The organism is Mesorhizobium sp. M8A.F.Ca.ET.218.01.1.1 (assembly GCF_004791165.1).
Taxonomy (GTDB): domain Bacteria; phylum Pseudomonadota; class Alphaproteobacteria; order Rhizobiales; family Rhizobiaceae; genus Mesorhizobium.
In genome coordinates, this window is record NZ_SRUZ01000010.1 from 88,955 (window position 1) to 107,776 (window position 18,822).

At 61.7% G+C, this 18,822-nt stretch carries 12 protein-coding genes; 3 read left to right on the forward strand and 9 right to left on the reverse strand.

Annotation, left to right across the window (positions count from 1 at the left end; translation table 11 throughout):
• Positions 1–2: 2 nt before the first annotated feature.
• The 5 genes from EN861_RS29755 to rocF all read right to left on the reverse strand — a co-directional run bounded on the left by EN861_RS29755 (position 3) and on the right by rocF (position 8,320).
• Positions 3–1,088: an ABC transporter ATP-binding protein gene (locus EN861_RS29755; RefSeq protein WP_135867306.1), complete on the reverse strand. Its 1,086-nt coding sequence runs from the start codon at positions 1,086–1,088 to the stop codon at positions 3–5.
• A 351-nt stretch (positions 1,089–1,439) separates the two neighbouring features.
• Positions 1,440–4,643 (reverse strand): multidrug efflux RND transporter permease subunit, encoded by a 3,204-nt coding sequence (locus EN861_RS29760; RefSeq protein ID WP_135867307.1) that lies wholly within the window; start codon positions 4,641–4,643, stop codon positions 1,440–1,442.
• Positions 4,640–5,746 carry an efflux RND transporter periplasmic adaptor subunit gene (locus EN861_RS29765; protein ID WP_245511731.1) on the reverse strand — a complete coding sequence of 369 codons (1,107 nt, stop codon included), beginning with the start codon at positions 5,744–5,746 and terminating at the stop codon, positions 4,640–4,642. Before EN861_RS29765 ends, EN861_RS29760 begins: the two co-directional genes overlap by 4 nt.
• 583 nt (positions 5,747–6,329) lie before the next feature.
• Complete coding sequence (locus EN861_RS29770; protein ID WP_127870102.1) at positions 6,330–7,385, reverse strand: ornithine cyclodeaminase; 1,056 nt, start codon at positions 7,383–7,385, stop codon at positions 6,330–6,332.
• A gap of 2 nt (positions 7,386–7,387) precedes the next feature.
• Positions 7,388–8,320, reverse strand: coding sequence for an arginase (gene rocF / locus EN861_RS29775; protein WP_135867308.1), 933 nt, complete (start codon positions 8,318–8,320; stop codon positions 7,388–7,390).
• A 133-nt stretch (positions 8,321–8,453) separates the two neighbouring features.
• Here rocF and EN861_RS29780 point away from each other — a divergent pair, with 133 nt between their 5' ends.
• Positions 8,454–8,894, forward strand: a complete 441-nt coding sequence (locus tag EN861_RS29780; RefSeq protein WP_095771477.1) for an Lrp/AsnC family transcriptional regulator — start codon at positions 8,454–8,456, stop codon at positions 8,892–8,894.
• Here the strand turns inward: EN861_RS29780 and EN861_RS29785 are convergent.
• Positions 8,891–9,943 (reverse strand): RelA/SpoT domain-containing protein, encoded by a 1,053-nt coding sequence (locus EN861_RS29785; RefSeq protein ID WP_189343774.1) that lies wholly within the window; start codon positions 9,941–9,943, stop codon positions 8,891–8,893. The genes EN861_RS29780 and EN861_RS29785 overlap by 4 nt on opposite strands.
• A 202-nt stretch (positions 9,944–10,145) precedes the next feature.
• On the opposite strand from EN861_RS29785, the gene EN861_RS29790 reads away from it, so the two are divergent.
• Both EN861_RS29790 and EN861_RS29800 read left to right on the forward strand, forming a co-directional pair.
• Positions 10,146–11,213, forward strand: coding sequence for a cyclic nucleotide-gated potassium channel (locus EN861_RS29790; protein WP_127280187.1), 1,068 nt, complete (start codon positions 10,146–10,148; stop codon positions 11,211–11,213).
• An 879-nt stretch (positions 11,214–12,092) separates the two neighbouring features.
• Positions 12,093–13,241, forward strand: coding sequence for a porin (locus EN861_RS29800; RefSeq protein ID WP_135867310.1), 1,149 nt, complete (start codon positions 12,093–12,095; stop codon positions 13,239–13,241).
• A gap of 343 nt (positions 13,242–13,584) precedes the next feature.
• On the opposite strand, the gene EN861_RS29805 is transcribed toward EN861_RS29800, so the two are convergent.
• The 3 genes from EN861_RS29805 to EN861_RS29815 all read right to left on the reverse strand — a co-directional run bounded on the left by EN861_RS29805 (position 13,585) and on the right by EN861_RS29815 (position 18,710).
• Positions 13,585–15,261: a sulfotransferase gene (locus tag EN861_RS29805; RefSeq protein ID WP_135867311.1), complete on the reverse strand. Its 1,677-nt coding sequence runs from the start codon at positions 15,259–15,261 to the stop codon at positions 13,585–13,587.
• A 146-nt stretch (positions 15,262–15,407) separates the two neighbouring features.
• Positions 15,408–17,630: a mechanosensitive ion channel family protein gene (locus EN861_RS29810; protein ID WP_127278546.1), complete on the reverse strand. Its 2,223-nt coding sequence runs from the start codon at positions 17,628–17,630 to the stop codon at positions 15,408–15,410.
• Between the two features lie 168 nt (positions 17,631–17,798).
• Positions 17,799–18,710 carry a formylglycine-generating enzyme family protein gene (locus EN861_RS29815; protein WP_135867413.1) on the reverse strand — a complete coding sequence of 304 codons (912 nt, stop codon included), beginning with the start codon at positions 18,708–18,710 and terminating at the stop codon, positions 17,799–17,801.
• Positions 18,711–18,822: the final 112 nt, after the last annotated feature.

Consider the following 18,822-nt stretch of genomic DNA (forward strand, 5'->3'; position numbering starts at 1 on the left):
GTTCAGGCTCCGTCGGCGCGTGCGTGCCAGGCCGATCCGTCCGCGGCGAAGAGATGCAGGGCCGTGGCGTCGAACTTCAGCCGAACGGCGTCGCCCGGTTTGACGCTCGAAAGCCCGCGATCCTGTGCCGTCACCTGCGTCCCATCCGCGAGCCGCGCATAGACGAGCGTTCGCTCGCCAAGGCGCTCGACAACGGTCGCCGTGGCGAATGCTTCATTGCCCTCGGCGACGACAGTCAGCGATTCCGGCCGCACTCCGAGTTCGCGCCAATCCATGTCGATTGGCGCGCCGGGAAGTTCGACGAGCGATCCATCGGTCAAGCGCGCATTGAGCCTGTCGCCCGAGCCCGAAACCGTGACAGGCAGGATGTTCATCGCCGGCGACCCGACGAAGGTCGCGACGAAGCGCGACGCCGGACGTGCATAGACATCGACGGGTCTTCCCATCTGCTCTATCCGGCAATCGTTGAGGATCACAATGCGGTCGGCGAGCGTCATCGCTTCCACCTGGTCGTGGGTGACGTAGATCATCGTCGATTTCAAACGCTGATGCAGTTCGGCAAGCTCGACGCGTGTACGGGCTCGAAGTGCTGCGTCCAGATTGGAGAGTGGCTCGTCGAACAGGAATGCCTTGGGCTCCTTGACGATCGCACGCCCGATGGCCACGCGCTGGCGCTGCCCGCCGGAGAGCTGCGACGGCCGCCGGTGAAGCAGCGCTTCGATCTCCAGGATACGCGCAGCCTCGGCGATCCGCTGGCGGATGACATCCGGCGCAACCCGAATGTTCCTCAGCCCAAAGGCCATGTTCTCCGCGACGGTCATATGTGGGTAAAGCGCATAGTTCTGGAAGACCATGGCAACGTTGCGCCTGCCAGGCGCAAGGTTCTCCGAGCGCACCCCGTCGATCGTCAGCGTCCCCTGGTCAATGCTTTCGAGGCCGGCGATCATCCGGAGCAGCGTCGTCTTGCCGGAACCGGACGGACCGAGAAACACGACCAGCTCTCCTGGCTCAATGTCCAGGCTCACGTCGCGGATCACTTCGACAGCGCCAAAGTGCTTTGATACGCCCGACAGCGCGATTCCCGTCATGCTTGCGATCCTTCTTTCCTACATAATTTCGGATAAATACCCGATGTCAAGGAATGTGGGGCTGCGGCACAATGAGCGGCTCATTCCTGGTCCCCGGAACAGCTGCCAGCTGTCCTGCCAACAGCGGGCGGTTTGAGAGGTTCGCCAGACCATACGAGAGAATACGAAGGAAATGGATTGGCGAACCAGCCGCTAACGTATTGACTTCCTGTAGAAAACGATGACCCGGCGGGCTCACCAAAACGACCGCGTAAGTGGCTGATTTTTGACCGTTTGGTGGGGGTCGTGTGCAGCGCGTCGCGCCGATTTTCTGGAGTGATAAGCCGCGCCGGACGCGGCGAATTCCTAACCCTACTCGGCGGCCGTCTCCGATGGCGCCTCTGCCGGGCCCGAAGGCTCGGCCTCGGCACGGGGCTTGCGCCGTGAAAACAGCGACCTGAGCGTGACGTAGAACACCGGCGTCAGGAACAGGCCGACGAAGGTGACGCCGAGCATGCCGGAGAACACCGCGGTGCCGAGCGACTGGCGCATTTCCGCGCCCGGGCCCGTTGCGATCATCAGCGGCACGACGCCGAGGATGAACGCGAAGGCGGTCATCAGGATCGGCCGCAACCTGAGCCGGCAGGCTTCGACGGCAGCCTCGGCGGCCGACAGGCCGCGTTCCTGCGCCTGCCGCGCGAATTCGACGATCAGGATCGCGTTCTTGGCGGCAAGCCCGATCAGCACGATGAGGCCGATCTGCACGAGGATGTTGTTGTCCAGCCCTCGGAACGATACGCCGAGCAACGCCGCCAGCACGCCGAGCGGCACCACCAGCACAATGGCGAATGGCAGCACCCAGCTTTCATATTGCGCCGCCAGCGCCAGGAACACGAACAGCACCGACAGTCCGAAGATATAGACAGCGGCATTGCCGGTGTTGCGCTCCTGGTAGGCGAGCTCGGTCCATTCATAGGAGGTACCGGCCGGCAGCGTCGCGGCGGTGATCTTTTCCATCGATGCCAGCGCGTCGCCCGTGGAAACGCCGGGCGCGGCGTTGCCCTGCAGCGGCACCGAGACGTACATGTTGTAGCGCTGGACCAGCGCCGGGCCGGTGACGTCGCGGATCTCGATCAACGTGCCGAGCGGAACCAGCGCGCCGGTCGCCGAGCGCACCTTCAGTTTCAAGATGTCGGCGCGATCGAGGCGGAACGCCTGGTCGGCCTGCGCCCGCACCTGGTAGACGCGCCCGAAAGCATTGAAGTCGTTGACGTAGGCGGTCCCCAGATTGATCGACAGCGTCTCGAAGATGTTGGGGATCGGTACGTTCAGGATGCGCGCCTTGTCGCGATCGATCGCCAGGAAGAATTGCGGGCTCGACGCCGAGAAGGTGGTGAACACGCCCGTCAGCCCCGGCGTCTTGTTGGCCTTGCCGGCGATTTCATAGGCAAGCGCCAGGATCTGCCGCATGTCGGCGCTGTTGCGCTCCTGGATCTGCAGCTTGAAGCCGCCGGCATTGCCGACACCGCGGATCGGCGGCGGCGGCAGTGCGATGATGAAGGCTTCCTTGATGCTTTGCAGGCTGCCGAACAGATTGCCGATGACCTGGGTCGCCGACTGGCCGGCTTTCAGTCGCTCGTCAAATGGCTTGAACCTGGCGAAGATCACGCCCGCGTTGCTGGCGTTGGTGAAGGTCGCGCCGGAGAAGCCGGCGAAGGCGACGGCGTAGTCGACGCCCGGCGTTTTCTGGATGATCTGCGACGCCTGCTGGATGACCGCATCGGTCCTCGACAGCGAGGAGCCGTCCGGCAATTGGACGACGACGATCGCATAGCCCTGGTCGAGCGACGGAATGAAACCGCGCGGCACCGTCTGCACCATGTAGACCGTGGCGTAGATGAGGGCTGCGAAAACAGCCAGCATGGCGGCGATCGCTATCCACGATCCGACCAGCACGCGGATGATGCTCGAATACCAATGGGCGACCCTGTCGAAGCCGCGGTTGAAGCCGTCGGCGAGCGCCCGTCCGAACCGCGCCAGGAAAAAGCGCGGCGGCGCCGCAGCGGTGTGGTGCGGCTTGAACAGCAGTGCGGCCAGCGCCGGCGAAAGCGTCAGCGAATTGAATGCCGAGATCGCCGTCGACACCGCGATGGTGATCGCAAACTGCAGGTAGAACTGCCCGGAAATGCCGGGGATGAAGGCTGTCGGTACGAACACGGCTATCAGCACCAGCGAGATCGCGATGATGGCCGTTCCGACTTCGTTCATGGTCAGGTGCGACGCCGGATTGGGCGCCAGCCCACCGGCGATGTTGCGCTCGACGTTCTCGACCACGACGATCGCATCGTCGACGACGATGCCGATCGCCAGAACGAGGCCGAACAGCGTCAGCATGTTGAGCGAGAAGCCGGCGGCGTAAAGCACCGCCAGCGTGCCGATCAGCGACACGGGGATCGCCACGATCGGCACGATCGCCATGCGCCACGATTGCAGGAAGACGATGATGACGATGATGACCAGCAGCATCGCCTCGAGGATCGTCTTGTAGACCTCCTGGATCGACTCGGCGACGAACTCGGTCGGATTGTAGACGATGTCGTAGCTCAACCCCTTCGGGAAGTCGCGGGAAAGCTCCTTCATCTTGTCCTGGATCTCCGCGGCCGCGGCGAGCGCATTGGTCCCCGGCCGCTGGAAGATGGCGAGCGCCACCGCCGGTTTGCCGTTGAGATAGGAGTTGGTGACGTAATCCTTGGCGCCGAGCTCGATGCGCGCCACGTCCTGCAGCGAGATCAGGCGGCCGTCGTCGGTCGATTTGACGATCACGTATCGGAAGTCGCGTGCATCGTTGAAGCGGCCTTGCGTGGTGACCGTGTACTGGAACGCCGTGCCGGTGTTGGTCGGCGGCGCGCCGATCGAGCCGCCCGACACCTGGACGTTCTGGTCACGCAGCGCCTGCACCACATCGCCCGAGGTCATCCCCAGGGCGGACAGTTTTTCCGGATCGAGCCAGATGCGCAGCGAATATTCGCGTTCGCCGAAGATGATGAGGTCGCCGACGCCATCCAGTCTGAGCAGTATGTCGCGCACCCGCGAGCGGGCGTAGTTCGAGACGTAGAGCTGGTCGTAGGTATTGTCGGGCGACAGCATGTGCACGACCATCATCAGGTCGGGCGAACTCTTGGTGGTGGTGATGCCGAGGCGGCGGACTTCTTCGGGCAGACGCGGCTCGGCGACCGACACGCGATTCTGCACCAGCACCTGCGCCTTGTCGAGATCGGTGCCCAGCTTGAAGGTGATGGTCAGCGCCATCGCCCCGTCGCCCGACGAATAGGACGACATGTAGAGCATACCCTCGACGCCGTTGATCTCCTGCTCGATCGGCGTTGCCACGGTCGCAGCGACCGTCTCGGCGTCGGCGCCCGGATACTGCGCGCGTACGACGATGGTCGGCGGCGCGATCTCGGGATACTGCGCGACCGGCAGCTGGGTATAGGCAATTCCGCCGAGGATCAGCAGGACGATCGAAACGACCGACGCGAAGATTGGGCGGTCGACGAAGAAATGTGCGAACCTCATTGCTGCAACCCGGCGGTCTCGGCCTTGGGCGGCAACGTCACCATCTCGACCTTCACCTTGGTGCCGGGCCTGGCGTGCATCAGCCCGTTGACGATGATCGTCTCGCCGCCGGTCAGGCCCGAGCGGATCACCCGGTAGCCGTCGAGAAGCGGGCCGGTGCGCACAGGCTTCGCAGACACCATCCCGGCCTCATCCACCAGGAGCACGATGCGGCGATCCTGATCGGCGCCGATCGCCTCGTCGGGCACCAGCACGCCGCCATGCGGCAGCGACCCCGGCACATTGATGCGCCCGAACATGCCTGGCTGGAGAATGCCGTCGGCGTTGGGAAACGTCGCACGCACCCGCATAGTGCCGGTCGCATTGTCGATCCGGTTCTCGGCAAAATCGAGCTTGCCTTTGAATACCGCCTCCGCGCGGTCGGCGACACGAACCTCCACATCGAGCCCGCCGGCGCCTTCCTGCATGGTGCCGCCACGCGCCTTCGCGTCGCGGGCGTAGCTGAAATACAGGCGCTCATCGACGTCGAAATAGAAGTCGATCGGATCGCGCGTAACGATGGTGGTCAGCAAGGTGGAATCCGGCTGCACGAGGTTGCCGACCGACACCAGCCGGCGGTCGATGCGGCCGGACAAGGGCGCCTTGATCTCGGTGAATTCCATGTTCAGGCTGGCCGTCGTCAGCGCCGCCGTCGCGCCCTGCATCTGCGCCTGCGCCGAAAGGTATTCCCGCCGGCGGTCGTCGACCGTCGCGGTTGAGATATTGCCGGTCTTGGCAAGTTCGTCGGCGCGATCGAGCTGCATCTTGGAGAATTCGAGCAGTGACTTGGCGACGTCCACTTGCGATTTGGCGGCATCATAGGCCGCCTGGTACGGACGCTGGTCGATGGTGAAGAGCAGGTCGCCCTTGTTGACCAGTGCGCCGTCCTGGAAGCTGACCTTGTCCAGATAGCCGCTGACGCGCGAACGGATGGCGACCTGGTCGACGGCTTCGAAGCGCCCGACGAACTCGTCGTCTTCGACGATTTCACGGACCACCGGCTTGGCCGCCGTCACCAGGGGTAGCTGCTGCTCCTGCGCAAACGCAGTACCGCTGAAAGCCATGCCGAGCAGTAATGCCGCCGACAGGGCGGCGCGGGCAAGCCAGCCGGCCGATCGACGGGGTCGCCCGCCCGCGTCGCGATGCAATTGCCCGTTCCCTGGGGTGTCCATCTGCGTCCTCGCTCGCTAGACCCGGGGGGGTCGGTTGATCCGCTTCTACGCTCAGGCTTTCGTCGAGATCAGAGCACTGCAGTATTGTGCACGGCAACATGATCATTTTCCATGTGGGCTGAAATGTCCAGCCTGTGGCTGCCGCGCCACCGGGCTAAAACCAGTCGCGTTTCAATGGATTCAGGATTCCTTGATGGACGGCTTATGATTCATATTGGTCGAAGGAGACCGTATGGGCATTTCCATGCCGGCGGGACTGGCGTGTTTGCCGAAGTTACCTCGGTGGCCCGGCTTGTGGCCAACCTCTCGGCCACGCGAGATGGGTGACCAAAAGCGTTATGTTGTTCCCCGCATTGGGAATGCTAGATTTGCCAGGACGCGGCAGCTTTGCGCCTCATTCGGTCGTCGACGTCGGCTTTACGTCCGCCCGAAAGCAGGCATCCAGAAAACCACGGGCTCGTTTTGGTCGAGGTCCTCACGCTGCCGTTTGCACGGCCGCCCTCAGCAGCATTCCGAAGAGGTCGCGTGGCTCGTCGGGATCGGCGAGCAGGTCGAGCTCCTCATAGAGGCCGGTCGCTCGCAGTTGGTCGCGCACATAGCGCAGGGCCGAAAAATCCTCGATGGCGAAGCCGACTGAATCGAACAGCGTGATCTGCTTGGCTTCGCGGCGGCCTTGGGTCTTGGCGGCGATCACTTGCCAGAGCTCGGTCACCGGGTGGTCGGGATCCAGCTGCTGGATTTCGCCCTCGATGCGTGTCTGCGGCGGAAACTCGACGAAAATGTCGGAACGCAGCAAGATGTCCCTGTGCAGTTCGGTCTTGCCCGGGCAGTCGCCACCGACGGCGTTGATGTGGACGCCGGCGCCGACCATGTTGTCGGTGAGAATGGTGGCGTTCTGCTTGTCGGCGGTAACGGTCGTGATGATCCCGGCGCCTTCAACCGCTTCCTGCCCTGTTTCGCAGATCGTGATGTCGAATCCCATGCCAGCCAGGTTCTTCGCGCATTTCAGCGACGCGGATCTGTCGATGTCGTAGAGCCGGAGCCGATCGATACCGGTCAGCGCCTTGAACGCGATCGCCTGGAACTCCGACTGTGCGCCATTGCCGATAATGGCCATGGTGCGAGCACCGCTGGGCGCCAGATACTTGGCCGCAACCGCGGATGTCGCGGCGGTGCGCAGCGCGGTCAGGATGGTCATTTCGGTGAGCAGCATCGGGTAGCCGCTGCCGACATCGGCGAGCACGCCGAAGGCGGTGACCGTCTGCAGGCCCTGGCGCATGTTCTTGGGATGGCCGTTGACGTATTTGAAGCCATAGAGGCGCCCATCGCTTGTCGGCATCAGCTCGATGACCCCGTCATGGCTGTGCGAGGCGATGCGAGGCGTCTTGTCGAAAAGATCCCAGCGACGAAAGTCTTCCTCGATGTAGCTGGCGAGCTCGGTCAGGAAGCGCTCGACGCCGATTGCGATCACCAGCTTCATCATGCGATCGACGCTGACGAAGGGGACGATGTTCAGTTTTGCCGCGGTCATGGTCAAAAGCTCCCTGAATGGCTGCGAGTCGGGCGGTCCATGATGCGGCGGCCCATCAGGCTCGCCGTCAGGTCGACCATCAGTGTCGCGGTTCGGCCACGATCGTCCAGAAAGGGGTTCAACTCGACCAGGTCCAGGCTGGAGACGAGCCCGCTGTCGGAAAGCATCTCCATCACCAGATGCGCCTCGCGAAACGTCGCGCCGCCGGGAACCGTGGTGCCGACCGCCGGCGCGATAGAGGGGTCGAGGAAGTCGACGTCGAGACTGACATGCAGCAGCCCGTCCTCATCAGACACGCGCGCCAGGAAGGCGCGCAGCAGCGGCGCGATGCCATGCTCGTCGATGGCGCGCATGTCGTGCACGATCACGCCCGCCTGGTTGAGCGCGCTGCGCTCGGCCGGGTCGACGCTGCGCAGGCCCATGGTGCAGATACGCTTGGGATCGACCGCCGCCGGCAGATCGGGAAAATAGCCGCTGAAACCCGCCTGGCCGCTGGCGTAGGCGAGAGGAACACCGTGCAGATTGCCGCTGGCGGTGGTGTCGAGCGTATGAAAATCGGGATGCGCGTCGAGCCACAGGACGAATAGGGGGCGACCGGCCTCCGAGGCACGGCGGGCGAGGCCCGACACGGTCCCGGCGGAGATCGAATGGTCGCCACCGAGAAAGATCGGCATGGCGTCCTCGCTTGCTGCGTAGGCCGCGGCGGCGATGGCGGATGTCCAGGCCGATATTTCGGGCAGGGCCTTCAGCGCCAGGTTGCCATGCACGACGCGCCTTACCGGAATTGGCTGGACGGCGCCCATATCCTCCACTGCATGGCCGAGGCCGGACAGCATCTCAGCAAGCCCGGCGGTCCTCAGCGCGCTCGGCCCCATTTCGCATCCCATTCGGCCGGCACCGTCCTGCACGGGCGCCCCGACGATTCTGCAACGCATTGTTTCTCCCGCGCTCCAAGTTCTGATGGCCGCGAGGGAACCATGCCGAGCCGGCGATACGAACAGGTAAAATTGGCAATCCGAAAAGCGTAGTTTATCATAATGGCAGCGAAACTGAGCAAAATGGTACCCCATGGATGCACTGGACGAACGGCTCGTGACCTTGCTGCGGCATGACGCCCGGCGCAGCGTATCGGATCTCGCCGTCGATCTCGGCGTCTCGCGCGCCACGGTTCGGGCACGCATGGAGCGGCTGGAACGGTCGGGCGACATTATTGGCTACACGGTGGTGTTGCGCGCCGACGCGGTCGATCAGCGCATCCGCGGCATCATGCTCATCGAGATCGAGGGCCATGCCGCCGACCGCGTGGTCCGGGCACTGGGCGGCTTCCCGGAAGTCTCGACCATCCATACCACCAATGGTCGCTGGGATCTGGTGGTAGAGCTCGGGACGGCATCCCTGACGGATTTCGATGCGGTGCTGCGGCGTATCCGGTTGATTCCCGGCATAACGGGCAGCGAAACGAGCCTGCTCCTGGCCACCCCGCGCACGACGCGGGCACGATTGACCTAGACTGTATTCGACGCCGCCTTTCCCGTGCAGATGGATTTCAGATTACGGGCAAACAGGGAAACGTTCCCAAAGTAATTCGGATACATTTCAACAAGTTTTTCGACCTTGTCTACCTCGACCAAGACCGCTTTTGCATCACTGTCCCTTAGCTCGTTTTTCTTCTCTATATCTTCCAACTTCCGCGCGCCGGACATAAGAGTTCGGAATGGCTCGACGGTCACATTATGATCTTTGCTGTATTGAATAAAGTAGTATCTGGATTTTCCAGTCGTCTGTGCGAAGTTCGTCGAGTAGAGAGTAATATTCTTGATGTCTTCTAAGGTGTTTGTCGCCCCTATACGTCTGTCGATATCGCGCAATTCTCGCACTCTGTCATTGTGATCCGGAGCACCGATATGAACGGGGCACTGCTCAATGTGCGCGAATTCCGCCGACATAAGCTGGAAAAGGCGTAGCCAATCTTGTTCGCCCTTTCCGTGCTTCAAATCCTGGCGCCGGAATAGCCCGACAGCCTCAACTGCGGTTGCCCATGAGTGCTGAAGTGTGGTCCGAACTTGCAGTTCGATGCGTCGACCCTCGAAAGCCTCGGTGTCGGCAGCTCTGGGTCGGTACCGGAAAACAATGTGGTGACTTCGATAGCCGTCCGGCTTCGGCTCATCGATATAGTTGAATTCCCGAGGGTGTATCTCATGGGGGAAGTTGTCTCGCATCGATGCGAGAAGCGAGCGGACACTTTTGATGTCGGGCATGATCGCTCGGCAACCGCCGATGTCGTTCATGGTGTCCAAATTGGTGGTGGACTCTCGAAGCTTCCGACGAATCGATGCCATGCGTTTCGGACGCGATGCCATGTCGCCCTTCAGTCGCAGGGCTCTCATGTGGTGACCGACAGAGAACTGGACGCTCCGCATCGGCAGAAAGTGCGAGGCGCGCCAGCTGTTGGCGATCGAGAAGATTTCGAGTGCGTCCACGTACTGGCCGGCAGTGATGTCTGGTCCGAAAAGCATGGGTTTTGCCAGCCGCTCGCCTGCCTTGCGAACGGCATTCATGCTGTATTCAAGGCGCGGGTACTGAGTCATTGGACCATAAAGTCAAGGTAGGGCGCCTCATTCTGGACTGGCGAGACGACCGCAAGCGAATCGGATCTCATGGACCGTATCTTTGAGTACGCGAAAGACGAAAGTAAGCACCTTTGCGCTTGCCTTGAAGGCATCCTATTCTGGAGAAATAGCATCCGCTCGTGGGCATAGAATGTCGGTACTGCCTTTCCTGAGAATTTACGCGCCGCTCAACGCGGTGCTGGCCGCGCCTGGGCTGCTGGCGGTGGCTGCGCTCACGATGCCGGGCATGTCGGGACGAAGCAGGCTGGCTCTGACTGCCGTGCTTGCGGTCATTTGGGGCGCCTATCTTCTGCAGATGGCCGAGACGCTGCTCAAGCGCTGGGCGGGAGACCTTCGGGACAGGACGCCGGCAATCGCCATCGATATGCTCGCGGTTTTGGTTCCGCTCGCTGCATTTCTGCTCGACGGCACGCCCGACCGCAGCCTCTACTGTGCTGTCTGGCTGCTGAAGCCGCTGCGCGACTCGACATTCTTCCCGGTACTGGGCAGGGTGCTGGCCAACGAAGCGCGCAACCTGATCGGCGTCACCACGCTCTTCGGCGTCGTTCTGTTCGGTGTCGCGCTCGCCGCCTATGTCATCGAGCGCGACATCCAACCGGAAAAGTTCGGCAGCATCCCCCAGGCAATGTGGTGGGCGGTGGTCACGCTGTCCACCACCGGTTATGGCGACGCCATTCCGCAAAGTTTCGCCGGCCGCGTCCTTGCCGGGGCGGTCATGATGTGTGGCATCGGCGTCTTCGCGCTCTGGGCCGGCATTCTTGCCTCCGGCTTCTATCAAGAAATCCGTCGCGAGGATTTCGTCCGCAATTGGCAATTGGTCGCCGGCGTGCCGTTGTTTCAGAAGCTCGGCCCGGCCGCGCTGGTCGAGATCGTGCGCGCGTTGAGACCTCGTAATTTGCCGGCGGGTGCCGTGATCTGCCGCAGGGGCGAGACCGGGGATCGGATGTTCTTCGTTGTGGAGGGGCGTGTCAGCGTCGCGACGCCACACCCGGTGGAGCTTGGCCCTGGCGCCTTCTTCGGCGAGATGGCGCTGATGAGCGGCGAACCGCGCATGGCGACCGTCAGCGCCGCAACGGCGGTCTCACTCCTGTCGCTGCACGCGGCGGATTTCCAGATGCTGTGCAGCAGCAGCCCTGAAATCGCGGAAATCATCCGCAAGACCGCGCGCGAGCGGCACGGCGCGGCACCGATGGCTTGACCGTGCCAGGTGTTCGTCAGGGGAGGACGCGATGGCAAGGCTGCCCCTGTCGACAATGGCTGACTGGAACTATGTGGGCGGCGGCTCTGTCGGCCACGCGGAGGTTCTGGACGGGACGTGGAAGTCCCCAGAGGCGCAGCCGCCGAGCGCTCGGGGGGGCAGTCATTCAGACGACGGACGGCCGAGGCACATCCGCACGCGCCTGATGCCGATGCCGCCTGGACACGATGTGAAGCACAGGTGGTGGCGCAGGATGTGGGCACGACCTGATCATCGGCGCCGAGGTCGACTTCCGCCTTGGCATCGTTCCAGGTGGCTCGGAACCATGCCTGGCTAAGCCTGGTGGCGGTTCGTTGGGCTGGCGCCTTTCGGTCGGAGGCAGCTTGATGACTTCCTTCCGCCCGGTCATCGGAATGGTGCGGCTGCGGCCGGATTTGCTGGTCCGGAAACTGAGGCGATGGCGAGGAGGCATCCGATGTCAACCAGCAAGAAATGTGAACGCGCCGAACATCGGCTTTCCGCGGATGCGGCGGATCCGCGGCAGTTTCCTGGCAGTTGACGCAAGGCCTTGCCATGATTCCGTCAGCCGATCGCCGGATTCGGCCGGGAATAAGCGGTTGCCGCGGACCCGATGGTTAACGAGAGCTTTCTGAGTGAGGCCAAATCGTGTCATTTGTGCAACAACGCTGGGGGATAGCAGCCGAACAGCCCTTTCGCCGGTACGATCGTTGTTGAACGCCGCCGGCTCATGGGTAATGTCGAATTCGAAGGAGCGGCGCGGTGCGCATCTTTTTCGGTAGTGGGGATGGGGCAGGGAACGCTGTCCTTCAGCAAAGAATACCCAGACCCGTTTTTTAACTTTTGACTGGAGGTCAGAAAATGAACATCAAGAGCCTGCTTCTCGGCTCCGCTGCGGCCCTGATCGCAGTTTCCGGTGCGCGCGCCGCCGACGCCGTCGTCGTCGCCGAGCCGGAACCCGCTGAATACGTCAAGATCTGCGACGTCTACGGCGCTGGCTACTTCTACATCCCCGGCACCGAAACCTGCCTGCGCATCGGCGGCTATATCCGTTACGACATCGGCGTCGGCGACGTGGGTTCGTTCGACGGTGCGACAAGCGCCGATCACGAGGACGGCGGCAGCAACGACACCTTCTACAAGCATGCCCGTTTCTCGCTGAAGACCTGGACCGGCCAGGAAACCGAACTCGGCACCTTGAAGACCTACACCGAGACCCGCTTCAACTTCCAGAACAACAACCGTGATTCGGGCAGGTTCGGACAGCTCAATACAGCTACGAACGGCGACACCGTCTCGCTGAACTTCGCCTGGATCCAGCTCGGTGGTCTCCGCGTAGGTAAGGACGAATCGGCCTTCGATACGTTCATCGGCTACGCCGGCAGCGTCATCCAGGATACGTTGGTTCCCTATGGCGGTTTCGACACCAACGTCGTGCAGTACTACTTCGACGCTGGCAACGGCTTCTCGGCCGTCGTCTCTCTCGAAGAAGGCTCGGGCTTCGACACGATCGACAGCTACGTTCCGCATGTCGTCGGTGGTGTGAAGTGGACGCAGGGCTGGGGCGCGGTCACTGGCGTCATCGCTTACGATAGCAACTATGAAGAAGTCTCCGGCAAGGTTCGCTTGGACGTTAACGCCACCGACCAGATCTCGCTCTTCATCATGGGCGGCTACGGCTCCGATGATAACCTCACCGACGGCACCTGGACGTTCCCGGCTGGCGGTCGCGGCTTCTACAAGCCGTGGAGCGGCAATTGGGCCGTCTGGGGCGGCGGCACCTACAAGTTCAACGAAAAGACCTCGTTCAACCTCCAGGCGTCGTATGACGAAGGCAAGAACATCGGCATCGCCGCGAACGTTGCCTATGACATCGTTCCCGGCCTCACGATCACGGCCGAAGTCGACTACTCGCATCTCGGCGACGACTCCGTGTCGAACTGGACGGGTATTACTCCTGGCAAAGACGACGCAATCGGCGGCATGCTTCGCTTCCAGCGTTCGTTCTAAAAGGCGCTGCCTTATTGAAATCGAAAACCCGGCGGGCAACCGCCGGGTTTTTTCATGTCGTCTGTATGGAACTTCGGACAGCCAATGGCATGGCCGCCCGCCTGCTGCCGCGCTTGCAGACGTGGAAGAACAACCCTCGCAGCGAAAGGAAAGGAGGAAGCCAAACTGCTTGGCAAGCGACGCGCGAAACGGCGGCAGGCCCGTGGCCAGGATACGCTGGCCGGACAGGTGAAGGAACGCGGCGTTCAGCCTGAGGAAAGCCTGTTAGACTGGTCTAACGGCGGAAAGCGTACGCCGGCGGGATTGGGTGCAACCAACTGCGCGCAGCATCAGGCACTACCGGTCAAAACTCAGCAAGATCGCCCAAGGCTTCGATCAACGGCTGAATCTCGCTTTCGTAATTCTTCCAACGCTTGACGGACGACGTATAGATCGGCTGGCGGACCTGCCAATTGCTATAGGTGTTTACGGAGCCGCCTTTGTCAAAAAAGCGCAGGCAGGCATCGTCCCACGGCAATCCGAGATAATCCATGAGCCGGCGCGACTGCTCCTCCTGATTTTCGATCAACGTCTCGTAGCGACTTTCGAAAATACGACCCGGAAAAACATTATCCCAATGCCGCATCAAGCGATCATACTCCCTGTAGTAAAGCCCCAGCGTCTCAAGATCGGCACTGTAGCTGTGGGCTTTATTGAACTGCAGGACGAAACAGGAGATGCAATTGTCGATGGCGTCGCGACGACAATGAATGATACGCGCTTTGGGGAAAAGAAGGCCAATCAGGCCGATCAGCTCGAAATTGTGAGGCATCTTGTCGACAATTCGCAGCGAGTCGGGAGCCCGCTCGCGCAGATAAGCAAGGTGCTCTTCGGCCAAAGTCCTGGTCAGTTCGGGAGTAATCATCGCGATGGATTGGCCGAAGTTCACACTGGAGCGGTCTGCGACACCGAGTCCATTGGCTGTTCGCCTGAGTTTGCTGAGTTCGCCGGCGCCATGAACATTGGGGTGACTGGCACAGATCTGCTCTGTCAATGTCGTGCCCGAACGAGGCATGCCCACGACGAATACAGGCGCCTCCGAGGGATTGCCGTACGCGGCTCTTGAAGCCACCAGTTCCGGCGTGAAGGTTGCGATCATGCCGTCGACCGAGCGGCGGTAAGATTGCAGATCGAATGTATGGCCCCCGGCTTCATTCCCCTTCTTAAAGTGATCCATCGCCTCCTTATAGCGACGGAGGTCGTTGAGAACCTTTCCCGCGGCGTGATGGAGCGCTGCCGCTCCCTCCGGCCCATGGCCCGGGTCTTGAAGCTCCGTCAGGATTGCCCCGAGTTCTGGCGGCTCTTCAGCGAATTTGCGCGTGCGTACGAGCGCGTTGTGGGCAGCCGGTACCGCGATGCGCCGTTCTATTGCCTCTTTCAGATGAACCGCGGCTTCGTCCATACGGCCGAGGCTTGCGAGCGCGCGGGGCAACCCCAACCGGGCTACGGGATGATCTCGGTCGATCCTGAGCGCCTTCTCAAAGAGCGGCAGCGCCATCTCCCCCTTGTCAAACGCATTGTAGGCATCGCCCAAGGCGCAAAGCGCTTCCACCAGATCCGGCTTCAAGTCCAGAGCGTACTGAAAGTGCTTGATCGCCGGCGTAAATTCGCTGACCTTCAAATAGGTCTCGCCGAGGCTAAGATGGTAGTAAGGATTCCGCGGATCCTCTGCCACCGCCCGAGCGAAATACCGCAGTGACTTTTCGTTGTCGAAATCGAGCCCGAGCGTTCCCAGGATATACAGGGCCAGCGGATGGTTGGGCGTGCGAGCCAGGACCCTGAGGCACAGTTCCTCGGCCTCGGACAGACGTTGGGCCTGCTGCAACTCGAGCGCCTGCCGTAAAAGCAAGTCGTCGGCGTGGCTGCGGTCGGGGCCTGCCTTGGACTGCGCTTTGTATGGCGCAGCCTTCGGTGATGCCGCCTTCGGCGAGGGTTGGGTCTTGAGGTGCTTTGCCCACGCGGGCGGCAATCGGTTGCTCATCCTGTCTGGCTAGCAAAAGGGGTTTGGAGAATCCAGCCTCAATAGCCGTTTTGCGCAGAGCGCCGGCGCGGCCCATCGATTTACCATTCTTCTGGATCGACCCTTATCAGTTTCCGTTCCAGTCGGTCCGGTGACGGCGCTCTTGCCTATTCCGTTGCGCCAGCTTTTTTTCTGCGACGAATAGTGTGCGATTGCGCGGCGGCCATTTTTAACGCGGGTGTGATCTCCAACGGCGCATTCTGTGCCTCATGCGGGGTCTGCAGCCCCTCGACGTGAACGGTCGGGAATGGGAGCTCGATGCCCTGCTCCTTGAAGACCTGGCGCAGCCGCACATAGAATTTGCGTTTCATACCGAAGGCGCCTCCCGGTCTGGTCATGGCCTTGACTCTCAATACGATGCCGTACTCACCGAACTCCTGCACGCCTTGCATCTTGATCGGGTCGAGCACCCAGTTTTTGAACTCGGGATCTTCCGCCAGTTCGAGGCCGATCCGCTTGATCAGCTTGCGAGCGAAGTCGATATCGGTGTCATAGCCAACGGTGATGTTGAATTTGTCGATAACCCAGTCACGGCTCTGGTTCTGGACTGCCCCGAGTTCACCGAAAGGTATCGTGAACAGCGGACCGCGATGGTGGCGCAGCTTCACCGAGCGCAGCGAAAAGCTTTCCACGGTACCCTTGTAATTGCCCGAGGAAATATATTCGCCGACACGAAACGCATCATCGAGCAGAAAGAACACGCCCGAAATGATGTCCTTGACGACGGTCTGCGCCCCAAAACCCACCGCAACGCCGACAACGCCAGCGCCGGCGATCAGCGGGCCGATCTGGATACCCAGCGAGGAGAGCATCATCAGCACCGCCATCACGATGATCGATGCGAGCAGAATGTTCTGGAGGATCGGCAACAGCGTGTGCAGTCGCGCCTGCTGCGGATCGAGGATCGGGCCCTCCTCCTCGCTGATCACAGGGTGCGGTACTTCGATGCCCAGCTTTCGTTCGATCAAAGCCTTGATGATCGACCAGCCGAAATCGGCTGCAAGCGCAATGACCACGACATTGATCAAGCCGCGCAATATGAACATCGTCGTCGTATCGCTGCCCTGCATGGATTGCATGTCCAGGCCCCAGACACGCGCGAGAAGGTAAGCCGCCGCCAGGATGAAAATCATCCTGATACCGCGATCGATGACAGCGATCGTCACCGCCGGGATCGTCGGCCGGCCGGCCTCTTCCGAACCCGGCCGCAGCACGAAATTAACCCCGCGCTGCGTCAGCACGATTGCCAAAGGCAGGAAGAATGCGGCCAAGGTAAACCAGAAGATTATGTTAAAGCCGGCAATGCGCTCCAGGAACAGAACGACGAAATAAGCAGTCAATAGCCATGTCGCTCCCGTGTGACCGCTTTGGGGCGCCCCGTCTCGCTTCCTTGGCCGGCGCCAAACGGCAAACAGAAAGAGCAACAGCAGGACGAAATCGGCGCCCAGCGACAGGACCATCATTCCGTCCGGATCGATGCCGAGACCCGGCAAGAGGTGGAACGCGGCGCCGAAGAAGGCGAAGACGCCGACGATCCGGGGTAGCCAATAGGACCAATGGTCAGCCGCTTCGTTGGGGACCGGCAAAGCACGAACCTCGACGGCGCTCTCGACCTTCATGAAGGAAGGGACGAGCGTGGCCATGACGTACATGCGCACACCCCATGTAACGACCGCCGCAATCAGGAATGTCAGTACAATCTCGCGGATGAGCGTCGGCCAGTCGAACAACATGAATGCGCCGGCGCTGCCCAGTGCGAACGAGACGATCAGCAGGCTGGAATAAAGCAGGCGGCCACCAATCTTCTTGGCTCGCCCCATGGGCGTATTCTTCGGTTGCGCGATAATCCAAAGGCGGAATGGGCGGGTCAACTTGTACGTTGCCCAAGTGAGCGCCAGGCCGGCTGCGATGAACAGCGCAATCAGCAGAAATACGCCTGCAGGCCTCTTGCCGGACATATCCTCCATGGTCTTTGCGCGAACGTGCGCGAACTGGCCCGGCAGCAAGGGCAAAGTCTGTACGATTCTTTCGATATGATGCTTGATCCGATCGAGCGTCGAGGATGCCATCGTATTCATCTGGCCTGGTGCGGCCACGGCATCGGACGATGCGTCGGCCGGCGAAGCTCCAGCCTTGGCAGGCGCTTCGGTTGGCCCGGCGTCCTGTTTTCGCTGCTCGACCACCCAGGCCTTCACGGACGGATCGTCGAGAAGCTCGAACAGCTGCTTGACCCTTTCAGGCGGCACGGTCGCCGGCGCCTGCGCCTCTGCCTGACCAGCCAGCAAGAGGGCGATGCCAAAGACGAGCGGCCTGGCAATCAGGACGAACATCGCAGTCAAATCTCCGAGACGTCGCGCCGCGCGTGCCAGATACCAGGCTCCCAATCGTCGAATCATGAGTGGCATCGTGCTGTGACCTTCCGATAGAATCGGCAAGCAACGACATCTATGCCCGCCGTTGCCCCTACCTTGAAGAAACCGATGTTGCTGTGCAAGACGTCACCGTTCCGGGCGAGCGATGCAGCGAAACCCAAGGTGGCAAGTGGATGTATCCACGGGCTGCGCCATGCGAGCGGCCGGTCGGTAACGCCGGCAATAGCTCGGAGCGCACAAGAAAGACCCACCCTTGGTGACCTTGCGTGGGATCGTGATATCGGGCGTCAGCGGATCATAGCTCGCCTCGCGCTCACCGCCGCGCGGATTGGTCATCGTGCAGCATGGGCTCTCGATCCGGCGGTGCTCCTGATACCAGTCCGCGGTCCACTGCCAAACGTTGCCGGCCATATCGTGGAGCCCATAGCCGTTTGCCGGAAACGAGCCAACGGGCGCGGTCCATTCGTAGCCGTCCTCGCAGCTATTTCGGTATGGAAATTCACCCTGGTACGTGTTGGCCATATGCTGGCCACCCGGGGTTAGTTCGTCGCCCCATACGAACTCCGAGCCGTTCAGTCCGCCGCGCGCGGCAAACTCCCATTCGGCCTCGGTCGGCAGCGCCTTTCCCGCCCAGTCCGCATAGGCTTGCGCATCCTCGTATGCGATATGGACGACTGGATGGGTTTCAAGGCCCTTGAGGGTGCTGGCCGGGCCGCGCGGATGCCGCCAATTCGCTCCGCGCACGTAGGCCCACCAGTTGTAGTGATTGCTGCGATCGATGCCGCGCGTGGGCCTGACGAACAACGCTGAAGCCGGCGCCAATGACTCGGCGCCCGCCGCAGGATAGTCCGCAGCATTTGCCGGACGCTCGGCCAGCGTAACGTAACCGCTGGCCTCGACAAAGCGCCTGAACTCGTCATTCGTGACGGTCGTGCGATCCATCCAGAAGCCGGCGACCATGACGCGGTGCGCGGGCGCCTCCTCGGGATAGTGGCTGTTCGAGCCCATCAGGAATTCGCCGCCTGGCACCCACACCATATTTGGAAATGGCGGGCTGCGCCCGGGAACGGAGCGTACGGACTCCAGATCCCCTCCAGGTGGCACAGCCGTGGCGACATCGTCCATGGTTTTGGCAGCTACGGACTTCGAT

Excerpts from the sequence above, each read along its gene's own strand:
- EN861_RS29755 (WP_135867306.1), bottom strand. The coding sequence starts at position 1,088 with ATGACGGGAATCGCGCTGTCGGGCGTATCAAAGCACTTTGGCGCTGTC.
- EN861_RS29760 (WP_135867307.1), bottom strand. The coding sequence starts at position 4,643 with ATGAGGTTCGCACATTTCTTCGTCGACCGCCCAATCTTCGCGTCGGTC.
- EN861_RS29765 (WP_245511731.1), bottom strand. The coding sequence starts at position 5,746 with ATGGCTTTCAGCGGTACTGCGTTTGCGCAGGAGCAGCAGCTACCCCTG.
- EN861_RS29770 (WP_127870102.1), bottom strand. The coding sequence starts at position 7,385 with ATGACCGCGGCAAAACTGAACATCGTCCCCTTCGTCAGCGTCGATCGC.
- rocF (WP_135867308.1), bottom strand. The coding sequence starts at position 8,320 with ATGCGTTGCAGAATCGTCGGGGCGCCCGTGCAGGACGGTGCCGGCCGA.
- EN861_RS29780 (WP_095771477.1), top strand. The coding sequence starts at position 8,454 with ATGGATGCACTGGACGAACGGCTCGTGACCTTGCTGCGGCATGACGCC.
- EN861_RS29785 (WP_189343774.1), bottom strand. The coding sequence starts at position 9,943 with ATGAATGCCGTTCGCAAGGCAGGCGAGCGGCTGGCAAAACCCATGCTT.
- EN861_RS29790 (WP_127280187.1), top strand. The coding sequence starts at position 10,146 with ATGTCGGTACTGCCTTTCCTGAGAATTTACGCGCCGCTCAACGCGGTG.
- EN861_RS29800 (WP_135867310.1), top strand. The coding sequence starts at position 12,093 with ATGAACATCAAGAGCCTGCTTCTCGGCTCCGCTGCGGCCCTGATCGCA.
- EN861_RS29805 (WP_135867311.1), bottom strand. The coding sequence starts at position 15,261 with ATGAGCAACCGATTGCCGCCCGCGTGGGCAAAGCACCTCAAGACCCAA.
- EN861_RS29810 (WP_127278546.1), bottom strand. The coding sequence starts at position 17,630 with ATGTTCGTCCTGATTGCCAGGCCGCTCGTCTTTGGCATCGCCCTCTTG.
- EN861_RS29815 (WP_135867413.1), bottom strand. The coding sequence starts at position 18,710 with ATGGTGTGGGTGCCAGGCGGCGAATTCCTGATGGGCTCGAACAGCCAC.